Consider the following 19,134-nt stretch of genomic DNA (forward strand, 5'->3'; position numbering starts at 1 on the left):
GGTATAAAAAAGCACCCTTCCGAAGAAGGGTGCTATTTGAGTAAGGAATTAGACTTAAGCTTAGAAACGATATTTCGCAGCTAAACCGAATTTGTTGTAGTCGTTGTTGCCATCTTCACCAAAACCAACACGGCCTTCAAGGCTGACTTGCGGGGTAAAGAATTTACGTGCATTGATACCAAATTCGTTAGTATCACCATAGTCACGGTCTTTGCTGTAGTAATCTACACCTAGGCTTAAGGTTTTATCGATGAAGTAATCTGCTGCAAGATTATATTCGTCTAAATCACCAAAACCTGCGCCTGCTTCTAAGTTAATGTCTTTACCATTGCTTAAAGAAGTGACATATTTAGCGCGAAGAGTAGGATCTACGCCATCGTCATAATCGTTGTCATAGCCTTTTAGACCCGCAGCAATTAATAAACCTGGTGCTGGTAAATAACCCACTTCAGCGCCATAAACGGTCTCATCAAAATCGCCACCGCGGTCAAATTTCCTATCATCGCGACCAACATTACCACTCACATAGAAATCTGAGTTAGGGACAAAGACTTCAGCACCGACGCCATAACGATGACGTTCATTATCACCTACTTCGTCGTATTGGTATTTTGCGTTAACGTTACTTGCACGGTCTAAGAATGCTGCTTCTGCAAGTGGCGCATTACGTGTTTGAACTGGGTTGAAATAGTATGTGCCATCTACGCCAAAAGAGCCGCTTGAACTACCGTTGTCTGGATCAATTAGGCCAGCTGAAGCACCCACTTCTGCTTGGTATGCATGTGCAGTACCTGTGATCGCTAGAGCTGAAAGTAATGCTGAAGCAATTGCTAATTTTTTCATGGTATGTACCCCTCGTAAGTGGAACTGTATTTCATTAATTTTTTGTTACAACTTCAGTCTAGGGCAAAATAAAAAAGCGTCAACCAAAGGAAAGTTAATGCTCTGTATCTAAGGTTACATCGTGTAATTTTTTAAATTTAAATGATTGATAATAAATTATAAATTTATAATGTTTTGTTTTATTAAAATTGTGTAGATTATGTGGATTTCATAATTTTTGACGCCATTTTAACCAATTTTAACTCAAAATGTTTAGTCCGTTCGTCTGTTGAGAAAGCTTCTCAGACGTATTTTTTTTGGATGGTTCGCATTTGTATGCAGCTTGATTTTGGATCAAGTGAATACTTTTTGGGAGGCTAAAAAATTTTAAGCTCTAGAAAGAAGGGTGTGATTTTGTCGAATTTGAGATGAATAATCCCAGCCGTCGACTGTGATATAATCAGCGGCTATTTTTCGCTTTATATTGATTGAGAGTAATTCACGTGGAAATTAATCCGTATCTAAACCAATTAAAAGACTTAAACGACCGTGGTCTCACATTACGGGGGTATCTTTGACTACGATCTGAAAAAAGAGCGTTTAGAAGAGGTTCTCCGTGAATTAGAAGATCCAGCGATTTGGAATGATCAAAGCCGTGCACAAGCCATGGCCAAAGAAAAAGGCGAACTTGAAAACGTCTTAAATGTGTTAGATGGTTTGGCAACGCAGCTTGAAGATGCGCAAGCGATGCTTGATTTGGCAGTAGAAGCAGATGATGAAAGTCTGTTGGCTGATGTCCAAGCTGAATTGACTTCTGCAGAAGAAGAGTTAGCGAAGCTTGAATTCCGCCGTATGTTCAGTAACCCAATGGACCCAAATCCATGTTATGTGGAAATTCAAGCCGGTTCAGGTGGGACAGAAGCACAAGACTGGGCTTCAATGCTACTGCGTATGTATATGCGCTGGATTGAACGTCATGGTTTTAAAGCTGAATTGATGGAAGAGTCAGACGGCGATGTGGCTGGGATTAAGTCAGCAACGATTCGTGTGGAAGGTGAGTATGCCTATGGCTGGTTGCGTACCGAATCGGGTGTGCATCGCTTAGTGCGTAAATCGCCATTTGACTCGGGTAACCGCCGTCATACCTCATTCTCTGCTGTGTTTGTCTCGCCAGAAGTCGATGACAACATTGAAATTGATATCAACCCATCTGACGTGCGTACCGATACCTACCGTGCTTCGGGTGCAGGTGGTCAGCACATTAACAAAACAGACTCTGCGGTACGTTTAACCCACGCGCCAACAGGCATTGTAGTGGCGTGTCAGAACCAACGTTCACAACATGCCAACCGTGACCATGCGTGGAAACAGTTACGTGCGAAGTTGTATGAGTTGGAAATGAGCAAACGTAACGAAGCAGCGCAAGCACTTGAAGACTCGAAGTCGGATATTGGTTGGGGCAGTCAGATTCGTTCTTATGTATTGGATGACTCGCGTATTAAAGACTTACGTACGGGTGTTGAAAACTCCAACACAGGTGCAGTACTAGATGGTGACCTTGATAAGTTTATTGAAGCAAGCTTAAAACAAGGTTTGTAATTTAAATGATGAATGAAAGCAAAGGGTTATCAGCTATTTTACAATATATCTAAAAAAATCGATATTAAAATCGAAAAAATGCGATATATTAAGTAAAACAAGCTGACAACGCTTTGTTGCCCATTAAACGTGTCTTGAGTATGGATATAGATTTAATTTTTAAAGCCTTGGCTAATCCAACGCGTCGCCAAATTTTGGAATGGTTAAAAAAACCGGAACAATTTTTATCGAGTGACGAATGTGGTGACTTTAGACGCGGCGTATGTGCAGGTCATATCGAACGGTTGGGAAATGTATCGCAATCGACGATGTCGAACCATTTGTCCGTTTTACAGCAGGCCGGTTTAATTCAAGTGGAAAAATATGGACAATGGTCTTATTTTTCTCGCAATGAAGCGTTGATTCAGCAATTTATCGAACACCTACAACAACACCTTTAACAGGTGGGAGTAACGATGGCTGAATTAAATTCTCCTTTAACGCTCGGTGCGTTAGAGCTTAAAAACCGTGTCATCATGGCGCCGCTGACCCGTAACCGCGCAACTGCTGATCGCGTTCCAACCCCAATGATGGTTGAGTACTATGCGCAACGTGCAAGTGCTGGCCTGATTATTTCTGAAGCCACAGTGATTTCTGAAGAAGCCAATGGCTATTTGAATACTCCAGGATTGTTTACCGATGCTCAGGTCGAAGGCTGGAAAAAGGTCACTCAAGCGGTTCATGAGAAGGGCGGTCTGATTATTGCCCAGCTTTGGCATGTTGGTCGTGTATCGCATCCGGATCTGTTAAATGGTGAAACACCAGTCTCTGCAAGTGCAGTACAACAGGCGGGTCATGTCAGCTTACTACGTCCAAAACGTCCTTATGTATTGCCACGTCCTTTGGAGGTTTCTGAAATTCACGTGATTACCGAGCAATATAAGCAAGCCGCGATTCGTGCTAAAGAAGCCGGTTTTGATGGTGTGGAATTACATGCTGCCAATGGTTATCTGATTGACCAGTTCTTGCAAAGCAAAACCAATCAGCGTGAAGATGAATACGGCGGTTCAGTGGAAAATCGTACACGGTTCCTGCTAGAAGCAACTGATGCACTGATTGAAGTATGGGGCGCAGATCGTGTAGGGGTGCATTTTGCGCCGCGTTGTGATGACCATGACATGGGCGATGATAATCCACGTGAAACATTTGGCTATGCCATGGAGCAGCTGGGCAAACGCAAGATTGCCTTCTTCTTTACCCGTGAATATCTGGCTGAAGATAGTATTTCTGAATATATGAAAGAGCGTTCTGGTGGAGTGCCTTATATTGCCAATATGCAACTGAGTCGTGAAGATGCGATTGAGCTGTTGGCAGCTGAAAAGGCAGATGCCGTTGCATTTGGTAAAGCCTATATTGCGAATCCAGATCTGTATGAGCGTCTACTGCAAGATGCACCACTGAATGAACTGAAACTGGAAAACATGATTGGAACAGATGTCGCGGCAGGCTATGTGGACTATCCAACTTTAGCTGAAATGGAAACTGCTGCGGTTTAAATTGCTTTTCCGTTAAATTCGCGACAAGATAACAGCGTAATTCATGGGATAATATGAGTTGCGCTGTTTTATTTTTGCATTGATTTTTGGAGCACGTATTTGGCTACTCCTTTTTGGTATAACGCAGCACTTGCGCTGATCAAACCGCTGTATAAGTCTAAAATAAAAAAACGTGCAGAGACTACAGAACAATTTCAACAAGAATGTCTCGAACGTTTCGGGCCGTTTCAACCGGTTAAAAATCGCCAAGCGATTTGGTTCCATGTCGTGTCGGTGGGTGAAACCAACGCAGCGCAGCCTCTAATCGAGCATTATTTAAAAGCCGGTCATCCAGTCTTGGTGACCAATACCACTAAAACTGGGCAGGCGCGTGCCAAATCCCTATTTTTAAAAGTACCTTATTTAGACCTGTTCCAAGCTGTATATTTACCTGCAGATCAAAAGCCTTTAGTTCGTCAGTTTTTTGCATTGTATCAGCCCAAACTCTTGGCTTTGGTTGAAACGGAACTCTGGCCAAATTTAATTGCCCAAGCAGGGCAGAGTCAGGTGCCATGTATCTTGATTAATGCGCGCCTCTCTGAAAAATCAGCCAAAGGCTATGCCAAAGTATCTAGCCTGACGCAGCCGATGTTACAGGGGCTAGATCAGCTTTTGGCACAAGATCGGGCAACTGCAGAGCGCTTTATTCAGCTTGGTGCAGCGCCATCGGTAACACAGGTCGTGGGCAGTATTAAGTTTGATATTCATGCGCCAGAATCGGTTGTCAAACATGCAGCTCAGCTCAAGCAAGAATGGTCACTCGCTGGGCGTAAGATCATCACTATTGCCAGTACTCATGCACCCGAAGAACAAAAACTGTTAAGCGCGCTTAAGCCGTATTTGGATGCACAGTCTGAACTGTTGTGTATTGTTGTACCGCGTCATCCAGAACGTTTTGATGAGGTCTTTGCTGCTGTACAGAGTCTAAATTTAAATACCACTCGCAGGAGTACGGGACAAAGCATACAGGCGGACACCCAAGTCTATTTAGCCGATTCGATGGGGGAGATGTGGTTATGGTATGCCTTATCTGATGCTTGTTTTGTCGGGGGATCACTAAATGAACCGGGTGGCGGACATAATATTTTAGAGCCAATTGCGTTACATGTGCCGACGGTTTTGGGCAAAAACTATTTTAATTTCCAAACCATTGTCGATGAATTTGTACAAGCCGATGCAGTGAAAGTTGTTGAGGATGCTGAACAAGCTGCCGTGGTGTTGATGACACTGTTAGAGGATACTGAGCAGGCCAATACACTGAATCAATCTGCACAAAAGATTATGCAGTTAAATACGGGCTCTTTGAAAAAGCATATTCAAGTGATTGATGCTTATTTATAAAACTTGAGTGAGTTTGTCATTACTACAAATACTGTAGATTTTATGGATGGCTTTGCGTAGGTGGTTCTTACTTTTCAAAGATGAAAAGTAACGAAAATCTTTTGCTGTGCTAAAGGTACATCCTGTACCTCAGCACAGCGGGCGGCATCCTTGTCGCCTTTCACGATGACATGTGCTGATGAGGCCTTCACTGTTTGGATTTTTTCTATTTATTATGAATATCGTTCTGTTAGACCCGCGCCAAACTGAATCTGAACTCTGGTCCATTAGCGCTAAGCGTCAGCTTGAACATTTGCATCATCATTTAGAGTTGAAAGCCGGTGATACGTTAAAAGTAGGGATACAAAACGGAAAGCGTCATCTTACGCAAGTGGTTGATGTTTCTGAAACAGCTGTACGTATAAAACCCTTATATGAAGAACCTGTACCAGCCAAACTGCCAGTGACTTTAATTGTCGCGATGCCACGCCCTAAAGTTCTGCGTCGTTTGATTATGGATGCGGTGACTTTAGGGGTTGAAAAAATCATTTTGCTGCACAGCTATCGGGTTGATAAAAGTTATTGGCAAACCCCGTTCTTACAACAGTTGGATCAATATGTGACTTTGGGGCTAGAGCAGGCAGGTGATACGGTTGCGCCCAAAATTGAAATTTATAAACGCTTTAAGCCTTTTGTTGAAGATCAATTGCCAAGCTTAATTTCAGCCGATTGTCCTGCTTATGTGGCACATCCTTATAGCGATGCCAAAATGCCTTTTGCGATTCAGCATCCGTGTACGGTTGTGATCGGACCGGAAGGTGGATTTATCCCTTACGAAGTTGACCTACTTGTAAAAAACGGCTGCCAAGCGATGAGCTTAGGCAACCGTATTATTCGGACTGAAACCGTGATCCCTTATGTTTTAGGACGCTTATTTAGCGGTTGAGGCTTCTGTCGGGTAGCTGTCATTTTTTGCGACGCGAACTTCTTGAACTGGGTAAGGAATAGAAATCCCTTGCTCAGCAAAGGCCTGAACCACATATTCTTGTACTGAACTGATTGAGCCAGATACCGTGGTTTCTGTGGTGTTGACCCACCATTGGACTTTGAGGTTCACTGAAAAATCTGCAAGTGCAGCGACGTTCACGCTAAAACCTGGTTGACTTAAAATGGTCGTATCTCGGTCTAAAATACCTAAAATAATATCTTTGGCTTTTTTGATGTCATCTTCATAACCAATACCGACCAAGAATTCACAGCGACGACGTGGATAGGCGGTGTTAACGGTGACTGCACTGGTATACACAGTTGCATTTGGAATCACGATACGACGACCATCTGGCGCACGTAGGTAAGTGGCACGAATTTGAATATCTTCAACGTTACCTTCCATACCCGAGACAATGATGTCGTCGCCAATCTTAAACGGTTCACCCAGTAAAATCAGGATTCCTGAAAGTAGGTTTTGGAAGATGTCTTTAAATGCAAAACCAATCGCAACCGAGCCAATCCCCAAAGCACTCATCAGCTGACCAGGGGTGAAACCCGGAATCGCAATCACCATGGCAATCAGGAAGCCAATAAAGACGATGGCCGAACTGCCGACACGGTTCAGGACAAGGACAAGGTTTTGCTTGGTATAAGAACGATCAGACAGTGCTTTACGAACAAAAAGTTTAAACAGCTTGGAGAGCAAATAAAAAATGACGAAGGTAATCAGCGCAATACAAAAATAAGGCATACGCTCCCAAAAACTATCGACAAATTTGTCGATGGTGGAATAGGCGTCATTATATTTTGCCGTATGTGCAATTACACTTTGCGTGGTTTTCGCTGTCGCGTCATGTAGCATCTCTGACGTACCTTGAGCAACCTCGCTCAAGGTATTGGTTTGTTCTGACACTGGTGCTCCAATCGCTGAAAATTTGGCATATTTTGCCTGAAAATTGTGTGTATTTAATAGAGAAAAGCGTATGAAATTATCGCATTCTGGGTGATTGATAAACGGATAAAAATCTATCTGTCTGTTTTTTAAATGCTTGATTTTTTGAATCAAGGTGCTGAGCCATGCTCCTATGTATGAAATAGCACAGCCTGAAGTGTAACAATATTCTTAAAAAGCCTAGCTGGAACGACTTTACGTAGTTCGACGTTGTTCATGTTACGGATTAAACACAGGATCTCATTGAAAGATCACTATGAAATGTGTTTTAAATTGTAGAAATAATATACGACCAAAGCCGTGTTGATCTGTTTAAAAAACAATCGTCATACTGTGGTTATGCAGTCCAATAATAAACCAATAACTGTGGCATGAACTCTCGCGATGTGAGTCAGAATATAAGGAAGTATGATATGAAAGAAGTCTATCCTGTACCTGCTGAATTTGAAAAAACTGCGCGCACCAATGAACAAGAATATTTTGAACGCTATCAAAAATCGATAGAACAACCTGACGAGTATTGGGCTGAACAAGCGTTGAAGCTAGATTGGATCAAGCCTTTTAGCCAAGTTAAAAACACCAATTATGATAAAGACAATTTTAAAATTGAATGGTTTGCAGATGGTCAACTGAACTTAAGCGCCAACTGTCTTGATCGACATTTAAAAGAGCATCCGTATAAACCTGCCATTATTTGGGAAGGCGACCATCCCTCGCGCCATAAAATAATTTCCTTTGCTGAACTGTATGATGAAGTGTGTCGTTTTGCCAATGTCCTGAAAAAGCATGGGGTGGTGAAGGGTGATCGTGTGGTGCTGTATATGCCAATGATTTCAGAAGCAGCCATTTCGATGTTGGCCTGTGCCCGAATCGGTGCCGTGCATTGTGTGGTGTTTGGTGGTTTCTCGCCTGATTCATTGGCGAGCCGAATTGATGACAGTCAAGCCAAAATTGTGATTACCGCAGACTCTGGAATGCGCGGTGGGAAACCGATTCCGCTGAAAGAAAATGTAGACGCAGCATTGAATCTACCCGGGACAGACTCAGTACAGAACGTGATTGTGGTGCACCGTACAGGCAATCCAATCACGCTGAAAGAAGAGCGTGATTTGTGGTATCACATGGAGATCATGACCGTCAACGAGATTTGTCCACCTGAACCGATGAATGCCGAAGATCCCCTATTTATTTTATATACCTCAGGTTCAACGGGTAAGCCCAAAGGGGTGCTGCATACCACAGGCGGTTATTTAACTTATGTGAATAGTACCTTCCGTGAAGTGTTCGACTTAAAACAAGATGATGTTTTTTGGTGTACCGCCGATGTGGGCTGGATTACAGGGCACTCTTATGTGCTGTATGGCCCCTTGTCGAATGGAACCACAACGGTGATGTTTGAAGGAATCCCACAGTATCCAAGTTGGGCACGTACAGGGCATATTGTCGACAAACACAATGTGACGATTTTATACACGGCACCGACAGCGATCCGCGCCATGATGCGTGAAGGGGATGCCTTTGTCCGTGAGAGTGATCGTAGCAGTTTGCGTTTAATTGGTTCCGTCGGAGAGCCGATCAACCCTGAAGCATGGAATTGGTACTACACAGTGGTGGGGGAAAGCCGTTGCCCAGTGGTGGATACTTGGTGGCAAACTGAAACAGGCGGGATTTTAATTTCTCCACTTCCGGGTGCGACACCACTTAAACCAGGGTCTGCAACGCGTCCTTTATTTGGGATTCAACCAGCTTTGGTTGATGCTGAAGGCAAAGAGTTAGAAGGAGAAGCTGAAGGCAATCTGGTGATTAAGGATTCATGGCCGGGGCAAATGCGAACCATTTGGGGGGATCCTAAGCGGTTTATCGAAGCGTATTTTGCAACTTATCCGGGAACGTATTTCACGGGCGATGGCGCACGCCGTGATAAAGATGGTTACTACTGGATTACAGGACGGGTGGATGATGTACTGAATGTGTCAGGGCACCGTTTAGGCACGGCTGAAGTGGAAAGTGCTTTGGTGGCACATGAGGCGGTTGCTGAGGCTGCCGTAGTAGGAATGCCACATGAGATCAAAGGGCAGGGAATTTGTTCTTTTGTCACTTTACAAGCAGGCACAGCGCAAACGGAAGAGCTCCGTGCAGAGCTGATTCAGTGGGTAAGAAAGGTGTTGGGTCCTGTGGCAACACCAGATGCCTTACATTGGGCACCGTCTTTACCTAAAACACGTTCAGGCAAAATCATGCGCCGTATTTTAAGAAAAATTGCGGCGAACGAGTTAGATAGTTTGGGCGATACATCGACGCTGGCTGAACCGCAAGTGGTCGAAGTGTTGATTAAAGAAGTATATCCAAACGGATAAATGTTGGCTGAATCCAAAAAGCCCATGTCTTAAATTTCAGACATGGGTTTTGTCTTTGTAGACGAACAGCTATTCAAGTATTTAGTTTTTATGTTTGGAGAATTTATAGCCTTGATCGCAAAAAGCAGTTACGACCACAAATAAACCTGCTAGCGCTAAAATTAGAATCACGCCTGTCGTGGAATGGGTTGGTGAAGCGGCTACCAATGACAAGGCACCTAAAGGTGCTAAGCCCCCTGCAATTGCTGTTCCAATTTCGCGGCCTGTACTTACACCAGTAGAACGGTTTTCCACGGCAAACTGACGACTGAGGAAAGATCCCTGTGGTGCAAACATCATTGGAGCAAGAATACCTGTTCCAATTGCTAAAGCGATGTAGATTGAAGTGTTGTCACCTGTTTCCAGTAATTTCATAAAGGGATAGGCAAACAGGATTGATAGAAAACCACCCAAGATCAGAACATTTCTACTGTTCCATTTGTCACACAACCAACCGAAGAATGGTACAGTGAAGATGGCAACCAAACTTGCAATGGTCACGGATAATGAAGTGACATGTGCCGTAACGCCTTGGAATTGAGTTAAATAAGCCAAAGAAAAGGTTTTAAAGATATAGCTCAAGGCGTTATAGCCAATTGCAATCAGAAAGACCACGCTTAGACCTTTCATATTGGTTTTTAAGATCTGTTTAAATGGGTTTTCAGTCGATTTTTCGACGTGTGCTTCAGAATAATCAGGCGTTTCAGGCAAACTCTTACGTACCCATAAACCAATAATCACCAGCACAAAACTGAGAATAAATGGAATACGCCAGCCACCATTAATTAAGAACTCATCACCATTTAAGGTTAATAAAAAGACTGTAAGTGAAGAGAGCAGGAGACCTAAGTTTAGACCCAGAGCAGGCCATGCACCTTGACTACCGCGTTTATCTTCAGAGGCATGTTCATACGAGGTAATTGCAGCACCCGCAAATTCAGCCCCTGCACCGAGGCCCTGAATAATACGGAAGGTCACCAACAACACTGCTGCCCAGATACCGATAGATTCATAGGTTGGAATAAGGCCAATAGCTGTAGTGCACAGTCCCATCAATAAGAAGGTGACAAACAGCATCTTCTTGCGCCCATATTTATCGCCAAAATAGCCAAAGAACAGCCCCCCTAGAGGGCGTGCGATAAAGCCAATCGCGAAAGTCGCAAAGGCTTTCAGACTGGCACTACCTGGGTCTGAAGTGTCAAAAAACACTTTAGCAAAGACAATCGAGGCCATGGTGGCATACAGATAGAAGTCATACCACTCTAACATGGAGCCGACAATGGTTGCGGTTGCTACTTTTTTGAGTCGCTTCTTTTTTTCTAATTCTGTTTCATGAGTATTGCTCATTTGATATTCCTTTATGAGAGTCAGTTTTTTATTAGTGGTGAGACATGACTTCGCGCACAATATATTCGGCAATCGCTAAAGATGAGGTCGCGCCCGGAGACGGGGCATTACGAATATGGGTGATATTGCCTTGTTTGCGAATGACAAAGTCATCGACCAATGAGCCATCAGCTTCCATAGCTTGAGCTCGAATGCCACGTGTTGCAGGTTCAACAGAGACGTCAGCAAGAGATGGCACATATTTGGCTGCTTCTGCGACAAAATTGGTTTGGCTGAGCACCGTTCTCAGCTCTCGTACCGCTGCGGGCATGTTTTTAGAGGAGAATTTCCAAAAACCTTTGTAAGTGAGGAAGTCGTAAATATCGGTGAGGTTAAATTTATTACCGGTATAGTTTTCACGGCCAAACGAAATAAACGCATTTGGTCCAATGGTCATCTGACCATCAATTCGTTTGGTGAAATGTACCCCTAAAAATGGATATTTAGGATCGGGTACAGGATAAATCAGACCTTTGACATGATTTTTGAATTGTTCATCAATCACATAGTATTGACCAAAGAATGGGACAATTTTTGGCGTGGCAATATCGCCTGAATTGCTCGCAAGTCGGTCAGACTGTAAACCTGCACAGGTTACGACGTAGTCAAACTGAGTTGGATAGACCTCATGATCGTCAAAATGTACACTGACTTTATTATTTTTTTCCGTCAAATTAATGACTTTTCGACCCAATACCAATGTGCCATTTTTCTGTTTAATTTCTTCTGCAATTTTTTTCGCAATTGCACCATAGCTGACAATTGCGGTACGTGGGGAATAGAGGGCTTTGGTCCCAATACAATTCGGTTCCACGTCTTGAATTTCGCCAGCTTGAAGAATACGGACATCAGGAACTTGGTTGGCCATTGCTTTTTTGTAGATTGCGTCGAGACGACCTTCTTCATCTTTAGAGAGTGCAACCACGACTTTGCCACATTCATCATAGGGAATTTGGTTTTCAGTACAGTATTGTTGAACCAGTGTCGCACCACGACGGCATAAGCGGGCTTTTAAGCCCCCTGGTTCATAATATAGCCCAGCATGTACTACACCTGAATTATGGCTAGATTGATGCATGGCAACATCAGTTTCTTTTTCAAATACCGTGACACGGGCATCTGGATAGTCCAACAGAAGTTGGCGGGCAACAGCCAATCCATTGATTCCCCCCCCGATGATGGCATAATGTTTATTCAGCATATTGATTCCCTTTGTAAAACCTCATGAAACTGATCCAAAAACCAAAAACATTAACTGAAGAAGCTTTTGAAATTTTGCAGGATGCAATTATCAATAATCACTTACAGTTCAATGTCTTGTACTCAGCAACAGAATTGGGTCAGATGCTTGGCGGCATTTCACGCACACCTGTGCGTGAAGCAGCACAAATGCTTGAAAAGATTGGTATTGTGAAAATTGAGAAAAATAAAGGGATACGTATTATTCCGACAACATTCACCACAATGATTGAATCCTTTCAAATCCGATTGATGCTGGAGGTTCCTCTGGTCTACCGTGCAACTAAGGTCAGAACAGAGCAAGATATTGAACATTTGAATGCTATTTTTGAGGAGTTCAAACTGAAGGCGGCCTCAAATGACATTACAGGGACTTTAAAAGCTGACCGGGATTATCATTTAGCGTTGTTACAAATCGTGGGCAATCAGAAAGCGATTGATATTATTAGCAATACCCGTAACCAAGTGTTAATCGCGGGTTCTGCAACCATTCCGCATTCGCGAAATTGTATGCAGACCTTTGATGACCATTTAAAGTTACATCATGCATTTGTGAGTGGAGATGCTCAACAAGCCGCTAACTTGATGAAAGATCACATAATAAATACCGCAACGCTACTGATAAACCAAGAATCGGAAAAACGTGAAAACTGGTCAGATTACAGTACCAATGACTATCTCAACTGGATCTAAAACTGATGGTAGCATGTTGCATGCAACATGTAAATTTTGAACAATCATTCCTGTGCGGAAATTTTATACGACTTTAGTCGTGGTTTTTGGCAGCGATTATTGATGTGAAATATGAGGCTCAACCCTTAGAGATTTGAACTGAGGAGGATCGAAAGGGCGCATGTGCATTGGTAAGCTGATTGATAATTAATATTTTTTAAAATACGCAAAAACGCCTGAGTCAGGCGTTTTTGTACAGCAATAATGTCAAAAATAAATCTAGCTTATCGCTGATGGATGCTTTCTAAGGTATCCACCATCGTCCGTGTCATCTGATCAATTTCATAATTGACGGCATCGCCGACTTGTACCGATGGCCACGTGGTCAGACGCAAAGTTTCAGGAATCAAATCAACTGAAATTTCATGGCTGTTACGATCAACACGGTTGACGGTGAGGCTACAACCATTCAGACCAATAAAACCTTTTAAGAAAAAGTATTTAATATTGCCCTCGGGAATGTGAAGATCCACATGCAGAGTCTCGCCGTGACGGCTCAGCTGCTTTACTGTAGCCGTTCCTTCGATATGTCCATACAAGTTGTGTCCCCCATTTTCCATCCCGACTTTGGCTGAACGTTCGATATTCACCTCATCACCTGCCTGTAAAGTGCCTAAAGTGGTCAGGCGTCGAGTCAAATCCGAAACATCAAAATGGACTTGATTGGCGGTCAGATCGATGTGTGTTGCAGTTAAGCAGGTACCATTGATGGCTACACTTGCACCGATAAAGACATCGTGAAAAAAGTTGTGTGTATTTGAAACCACAAGGGTGCTAAAACCGTCGCCTTGACGGACATCTAGAATTTTTTCTAAGCCTTGTACGATACCTGTGTACATTAGAAGCCTTCCTTCATTTGGGGTTTATGTTTAATGTAAATGATCTACACCTTGATGTGGCATTATTTTGAGTTGAGATGTGCTAAAGCTGTATCTTTGATTGGGTTTCGACGCCAATAATAGGGTTGCAAAAATCGGAGTAACAGACGTAAGGGCGTCATCCATACGATGCGAGTATGGCGATGTTTATTCTCTAAAATACGTTGAGCCAAATAGCGACAGACCACTTCGGGAGGATCGATAATAAACAAAAAAAGCCGTTTCATTTTGTTCCAGTGCTGAACATTGCCATTTTGCCAAGAGGATACCAGTAGGTCGGTTGCCACCATTCCGGGACTGAGCGTACCGACTTGAATGTTGGTCTGTTTGGTTTCTTTAAACAGTGCTTGACTAAAGTAACCTACGGCACGTTTGGTGGTGGCATAGGTAGTCATGCCTGCACTCCATTCACCCCGAGTACCCCAACCTTCCATATTGAAAATTTGACCATAGCCTTGTGCCAGCATGCCGTTTAAGGCTACTTGTGAGCCGAACATACTGCCTAGAATATTGGTTTGAACCACAGTCTGTATGTCTGCTGCTGCGAGATCTTTAAAGTCTAGTGTCGCTGTACAACTGCCTGCATTATTAATCCAAATCTGAACAGCACCAAAGTGTTGAATGGCTTCATCCCAAAGTGTTTGTACTTCATGGATCTGCGTGACATCACAAGTGACGGCATGAATCAGCGCAGCAGGAAAGCGATGCTGTAGCTGTTGCAGGGCGCTGTGCAAATCTGTGCTGTTTCGCCCAGAAATCACGACAGCTTGTTGTTGTTCCAAGAAGGCTTGAGCTAAACCCAAGCCGATACCTTTAGAACTGCCTGTAATGACGATGCAACCTGATTTTGAATTCATATGGATCCTTTACTTTATGAACTAAAGGACGTCGCTTTTTGTCTGTGAAGCATGCAATAACAAATGGATAGACTGATCATTGCAAGGTTCATGACCACAGGATTAAAAGCACGAATGAGACTGCCTGGTATTAGAAAAGCGACCAGTGCGAATAAAAACACCAAGCTAAAGATACTGAGGTAATGCAAATATTTACTTGAATTAAAGAGGAACAATAAAGCAAAAACACACTCAAGCACACCTGAGCCCTGACCTGCCAGTTGGGCCTGTGTGTAGGAAAGCCCAAAAGTTTGCCAAATGGCAATCTCATCGGGATTGATAAAAAGGATTTTAGGAATTAGACCTTGATAGCCCCATAAAAAGGCCAAAGAGAGATTAATGAATTTGGAAGGTTGGCTGTTGTTCATATCAAGTGGTTATTTTTTACTTTGTGTGGATTATACACCAATAAAAAAACCCTCAAGCCGAGCCTTGAGGGAAGAATAGAGTCACCTATGATTATTATTTTTTAGTTCGTGTCTGCTGCTTACCGAGCTAAGCAGATTTGGCAGTCTCAACGGATTGCTGCTGAGCTTCCAACTCACGAACCAATGGCAACACTTTGGCACCGAAGTATTCAACCTCTTCGATAAAATGTAAAAAACCTGAAAGGATTAAATCCACACCAACGGCTTTTAATTCCACAATACGTTCGGCAATTTGGCGTGGTGTACCAATCAAATTGGTTTTAAAGCCATCATTATATTGAACCAAATCTTCAAAGGTCGATTTGGCCCAGTTGCCTTCACCTTCAAGTGTTGATGCTCCCGCTTCACGGGTAGCCTCACCAAAGGCATGTACCGCTTGAATATTGGCTTTATCAATAATTTCTTGCAGAACCGTTTTCGCTTCTTCCTCGGTATCTCGGGCAATGATGAAAGCATTGACCCCAATTTTGACCTGATGACCATTTTGTTGGGCTTTTGCACGAATATCATCAATCTGTTTTTTGAGCTCCTCAGGGGTATTGCCGTTGGTGAAATACCAGTCTGAAACCCGCGATGCCATATCCCGTGCAGCGCGTGAACTGCCGCCTTGGAAAATTTCAATATGCGGCTTTTGCACAGGTTTGGGTGACAAGGTGTAGTCTTTGAACTGGTAGTATTTTCCATTGAAGCTATAGTTGTCTTGGGTCCAAACGCCTTTTAGTGCACGAATAAATTCTTCCGAGCGGGCATAGCGTTGGTCATGTTCAGGCCATGCTTCACCAATGGCATCAAATTCGCTGCGAAACCAACCACTAACCACATTAATCGCAATACGTCCTTGGGTTAAGTGGTCGATGGTTGCAAGCTGTTTTGCGGCAAGCACGGGTTTCCACGGGCCAGGTAAAATAGCGGCAATGACTTTGAGTTTGCTAGTTTTGGCTAAAATACCGTGACTAAAGCTGACCGACTCATGTTGGTTTTCTGCGTTATAACCCGCAGTAAAACGAATCTGAGTCAGAGCATAATCAAAGCCACTTTTTTCTGCAGCCTTCGCTAAACGGACGTTATAGTCATAACTCCAATCCGTACGTTGCTCAATATTACTTACCACTAAGCCACCGCTGACATTGGGAACCCAATAAGCAAACGTAATATTTTTATTCTGTTGTGACATGTGAAAACCCTCTCAATGCTTTTGCGTTAAGCGACCTGTGGTTTGGCTTTTTTCTGATGCAAGCGAGACTCGGCTGCATCTAAATTCGGAACTGCGGCTGAAGGCAGCACATCGTCTTGTTCGATTTGTGTGTTGATACCCAAGTTTTGATTTGCAAGTTGGGTCTTTTCTTTCACTACTTCTGCACGCTGACCTTTGGCAGGTGCCCATTCTAGAATGGGTAAAGCACGGGCCACAGCAAGGGTGATGCGATCTCGTAATAATTCACTGTGGATGGTATACGCGGGTGTAAAGTCTTTGTCTGTGGCATAGACACCAATAGGTAAAGTTTGCGCTTGGAAGAAACTAAATAATGGGCGGAGTTGATGCTCCAGTACCAACGCATGACGCTCACTGCCGCCTGAGGCTGCAAGCAGTACCGGTACATCGACCAGCGCCGTTTGCTCAACAAAGTCGAAAAAGTGTTTAAACAAACCAGTAAATGAAGCACGGTAAACTGGTGTTCCAACAATCAACGCATCGGCAGCTTCGACTGCGGCTAAGTCATCTTGCACACGTTGTGGCAGTTGATTGCGGTAAATCGCACCACCGAGCAGATGGCCAATTTCGCTGAATTTAATAAAATGTACATGGATTGGGGTTGCATCGCCCAGTTCATTTAATATTTCTTGTACTAGCGCCTCAGTTTTAGACGGGGTATTTAAACCGCCTGACACAGCGACAATATTGAGTGGTTTTTGCAGTAAAGTAGACATAAGGACAGCCCTAAAGTGTTGTATCTCGGAATGGGCTTATTTATCTAATATCTGCATTTGGTCTGTAAAATAAAGAAATAGCGTTAAGTTATCTAATTTTCAGATATATCTGTTGATGCCGAAAAAGACTATCTAAATTTTTATTAAATGGTTGTATTTTTTATATATATTTAAATTAAATAACCTTTTTCAATGTGCTGATAAATTTTATATCAAAATGTGATTAGTTATTTATATTTCAATATCGACTTGGAATTGAGGCTATTTTCCTGCCTAAAGCGTGATAAAGTGAAAAAAAGTTAGACTTTGCATATCCTTATCGGCACTTGTATGGTTAGAATAGTCAAGACTAGTGCACTCGAAATCTCTCGTTGCTTATGAATATATTAATCGTTGATGACCATCCGCTGTTTCGCCATGCGTTAATCCAAGCTGTTCGTTATAGCTTACCGCAAGCTCAAATTCATGAAACAGCCGCAGTAAACGAGTTTTATGAACGCCTTGAAAAAGGTCCTGAACCTGATTTGGTGCTATTGGACTTAAACTTACCAGGTGCTTCGGGTTTTTCTGCATTGGTACATGTTCGTGCCCAGTATCCATCATTACCGATTATTGTCGTTTCAGCGCATGAAGAGACGTCGATCATTCAGCGTTCAATTGCGCATGGTGCGATGGGGTATATTCCAAAGTCGGCACATCCAAGTCATATTGGCGAAGCAATTCGCGAAGTCTTAGATGGTGAAATTTGGTTGCCGCCAAATTTACCTGCTAACATGAACTTTGACCCACGTGCTGCCGATGAAACTGCACTGGCTGAGCGGATTCAATCCTTAACGCCGCAGCAGTTCCGTGTTTTGATGATGGTGGCAGAAGGTTTGCTGAATAAGCAGATTGCTTATGAACTTGATGTTTCAGAAGCGACAATTAAAGCGCACGTGACTGCGATTTTCCGTAAGCTCGGGGTACAAAACCGAACTCAAGCGGTCCTTGCGATCAATGCTTTAAATATTGAAGAAAAACGCATGTAAGCTGATCTATTGAATTAAAAAAGCGCTGAATCATCAGCGCTTTTTTTGGTCTTAAGTTTAAGCCAAGCAGTTTTGTTTGCTGGTGACATCAGTACAAAATAAAGGATTTAAAGCACATTGCAGATCATCAATTTGCTCTTCAGAGACATAGCCCTGTTGTTTCAAATAAGCCGCAACACGGTCATCGCGCAGACTTAAAAAGGCCGCATCATACACGCCAAGATCGACAAATAAAGCCGCCGTTTCTAAGCTATTGAAACGGTCTAAGTAGATTTCGTTGTCATACATGAGGAAAATATGGTCTTGTGTTCCTTGCGCATCAATACTTAATCGATCCGCCAAGACTTGCGGTGGTGTTTTAATAAAGAGCAGATCCGACAATTGGTCAAACTGGGTGGTGTCGAGTTGATCCTGATCGGTTTTGACTTTACCGAGCCATGCTTTAAACACCAAAACTGCACCGCCGCGAAGGAGCATGCTCCACATTTGATGGCGCACATCTGCACTGAGTCCGCTGGATTCGGCTTCCAATGCCAGCAAGAACGGGTCTTCTTGTTGCTGAAGTTTTTCAAATAGACCTAAACCTTGCGGTTGGTAAGCCGCGGGGCGAAACACATCAAAGTCGAGTTGTTCAAACACTTGTAATGCGAGGGGAATAGCGGTGTGATACAGCGTATCTAAGGCCTGAACATGAGTCTCGCTGAGTTTACTTTGTTTAAAGAGTTCAACCCAGTCGATACTGGGTAAAAAGGCATTGGCACTATACTGGCGCAGAAATTGTTGCGACTGATCTGAGCCATGTGGCATTGCTTTAGAAATGTTCATCATAAAACTCCAAGAGAAGGATGATCAGTTTCTTCAGCGAAGGAAGGGGTATATAGGTAGAAAAACTGATCTTTTCTTAGTCCTAGTTATCTGCCAATCCCCTATGGAGATGAATAAGACTAAAGTCGTAGTTTATGTTT

Annotated in this window: 18 protein-coding genes; 8 read left to right on the forward strand and 10 right to left on the reverse strand. The window is 43.2% G+C overall.

Annotation, left to right across the window (positions count from 1 at the left end):
• Positions 1–60: 60 nt before the first annotated feature.
• The gene (locus HYI04_RS00550; protein ID WP_130235401.1) at positions 61–843 is read right to left on the reverse strand and encodes a putative porin; all 783 of its coding nucleotides are present in this window, start codon (positions 841–843) and stop codon (positions 61–63) included.
• Positions 844–1,325: 482 nt separating this feature from the next.
• Here HYI04_RS00550 and prfB point away from each other — a divergent pair.
• From prfB to HYI04_RS00575, 5 genes are all read left to right on the forward strand, one after another.
• Positions 1,326–2,421 (forward strand): peptide chain release factor 2 gene (prfB, locus tag HYI04_RS00555; RefSeq protein ID WP_100222790.1). Its coding sequence is split into 2 segments (ribosomal slippage): positions 1,326–1,397 and positions 1,399–2,421, totalling 1,095 coding nucleotides; the frame shifts between segments, so codons are not numbered across the junction.
• A gap of 140 nt (positions 2,422–2,561) precedes the next feature.
• Positions 2,562–2,861, forward strand: a complete 300-nt coding sequence (locus HYI04_RS00560; RefSeq protein WP_004978252.1) for a helix-turn-helix transcriptional regulator — start codon at positions 2,562–2,564, stop codon at positions 2,859–2,861.
• Between the two features lie 15 nt (positions 2,862–2,876).
• Positions 2,877–3,956, forward strand: coding sequence for an alkene reductase (locus HYI04_RS00565; RefSeq protein ID WP_159152729.1), 1,080 nt, complete (start codon positions 2,877–2,879; stop codon positions 3,954–3,956).
• A gap of 99 nt (positions 3,957–4,055) precedes the next feature.
• Positions 4,056–5,336 (forward strand): 3-deoxy-D-manno-octulosonic acid transferase, encoded by a 1,281-nt coding sequence (locus HYI04_RS00570; RefSeq protein WP_159152728.1) that lies wholly within the window; start codon positions 4,056–4,058, stop codon positions 5,334–5,336.
• A 214-nt stretch (positions 5,337–5,550) separates the two neighbouring features.
• Positions 5,551–6,261 carry a 16S rRNA (uracil(1498)-N(3))-methyltransferase gene (locus HYI04_RS00575; RefSeq protein ID WP_159152727.1) on the forward strand — a complete coding sequence of 237 codons (711 nt, stop codon included), beginning with the start codon at positions 5,551–5,553 and terminating at the stop codon, positions 6,259–6,261.
• On the opposite strand, the gene HYI04_RS00580 is transcribed toward HYI04_RS00575, so the two are convergent.
• Positions 6,247–7,218: a mechanosensitive ion channel family protein gene (locus tag HYI04_RS00580; RefSeq protein ID WP_087526697.1), complete on the reverse strand. Its 972-nt coding sequence runs from the start codon at positions 7,216–7,218 to the stop codon at positions 6,247–6,249. The genes HYI04_RS00575 and HYI04_RS00580 overlap by 15 nt on opposite strands.
• A 452-nt stretch (positions 7,219–7,670) precedes the next feature.
• Between HYI04_RS00580 and acs the strand changes: the two genes are divergently transcribed.
• A complete protein-coding gene (gene acs, locus HYI04_RS00585) occupies positions 7,671–9,614 on the forward strand; it encodes an acetate--CoA ligase (RefSeq protein WP_159152726.1) in 1,944 nt (647 codons plus the stop codon).
• A gap of 81 nt (positions 9,615–9,695) precedes the next feature.
• Here acs and HYI04_RS00590 read toward each other — a convergent pair whose 3' ends face one another.
• Positions 9,696–11,000, reverse strand: coding sequence for an MFS transporter (locus HYI04_RS00590; RefSeq protein ID WP_159152725.1), 1,305 nt, complete (start codon positions 10,998–11,000; stop codon positions 9,696–9,698).
• Positions 11,001–11,031: 31 nt separating this feature from the next.
• Positions 11,032–12,240 (reverse strand): L-2-hydroxyglutarate oxidase, encoded by a 1,209-nt coding sequence (lhgO, locus tag HYI04_RS00595; protein ID WP_159152724.1) that lies wholly within the window; start codon positions 12,238–12,240, stop codon positions 11,032–11,034.
• A gap of 23 nt (positions 12,241–12,263) precedes the next feature.
• Here lhgO and HYI04_RS00600 point away from each other — a divergent pair, with 23 nt between their 5' ends.
• Positions 12,264–12,971, forward strand: coding sequence for a GntR family transcriptional regulator (locus tag HYI04_RS00600; RefSeq protein ID WP_159152723.1), 708 nt, complete (start codon positions 12,264–12,266; stop codon positions 12,969–12,971).
• 263 nt (positions 12,972–13,234) lie between these two features.
• Here the strand turns inward: HYI04_RS00600 and HYI04_RS00605 are convergent, their stop codons facing one another.
• The 5 genes from HYI04_RS00605 to msuE form a co-directional block, all read right to left on the reverse strand.
• On the reverse strand, positions 13,235–13,849 hold the full coding sequence (locus HYI04_RS00605) for a riboflavin synthase subunit alpha (RefSeq protein ID WP_159152722.1): 615 nt from the start codon (positions 13,847–13,849) through the stop codon (positions 13,235–13,237).
• 62 nt (positions 13,850–13,911) lie between these two features.
• Complete coding sequence (locus HYI04_RS00610) at positions 13,912–14,745, reverse strand: SDR family oxidoreductase (RefSeq protein WP_159152721.1); 834 nt, start codon at positions 14,743–14,745, stop codon at positions 13,912–13,914.
• A gap of 14 nt (positions 14,746–14,759) precedes the next feature.
• Positions 14,760–15,152 (reverse strand): DoxX-like family protein, encoded by a 393-nt coding sequence (locus HYI04_RS00615; protein ID WP_159152720.1) that lies wholly within the window; start codon positions 15,150–15,152, stop codon positions 14,760–14,762.
• A 127-nt stretch (positions 15,153–15,279) separates the two neighbouring features.
• On the reverse strand, positions 15,280–16,386 hold the full coding sequence (gene sfnG, locus HYI04_RS00620) for a dimethylsulfone monooxygenase SfnG (RefSeq protein WP_178895759.1): 1,107 nt from the start codon (positions 16,384–16,386) through the stop codon (positions 15,280–15,282).
• 26 nt (positions 16,387–16,412) lie between these two features.
• On the reverse strand, positions 16,413–17,141 hold the full coding sequence (gene msuE, locus HYI04_RS00625) for an FMN reductase (protein ID WP_078425075.1): 729 nt from the start codon (positions 17,139–17,141) through the stop codon (positions 16,413–16,415).
• Between the two features lie 377 nt (positions 17,142–17,518).
• Here msuE and HYI04_RS00630 point away from each other — a divergent pair, with 377 nt between their 5' ends.
• A complete protein-coding gene (locus tag HYI04_RS00630; RefSeq protein ID WP_004691689.1) occupies positions 17,519–18,169 on the forward strand; it encodes a response regulator transcription factor in 651 nt (216 codons plus the stop codon).
• Between the two features lie 57 nt (positions 18,170–18,226).
• On the opposite strand, the gene HYI04_RS00635 is transcribed toward HYI04_RS00630, so the two are convergent.
• Positions 18,227–18,994, reverse strand: coding sequence for a hypothetical protein (locus HYI04_RS00635; protein ID WP_159152769.1), 768 nt, complete (start codon positions 18,992–18,994; stop codon positions 18,227–18,229).
• Positions 18,995–19,134 lie beyond the last annotated feature (140 nt).

This window comes from Acinetobacter sp. SwsAc2 (assembly GCF_013391465.1).
In the GTDB taxonomy this organism is placed as follows: Bacteria; Pseudomonadota; Gammaproteobacteria; order Pseudomonadales; family Moraxellaceae; genus Acinetobacter; species Acinetobacter johnsonii.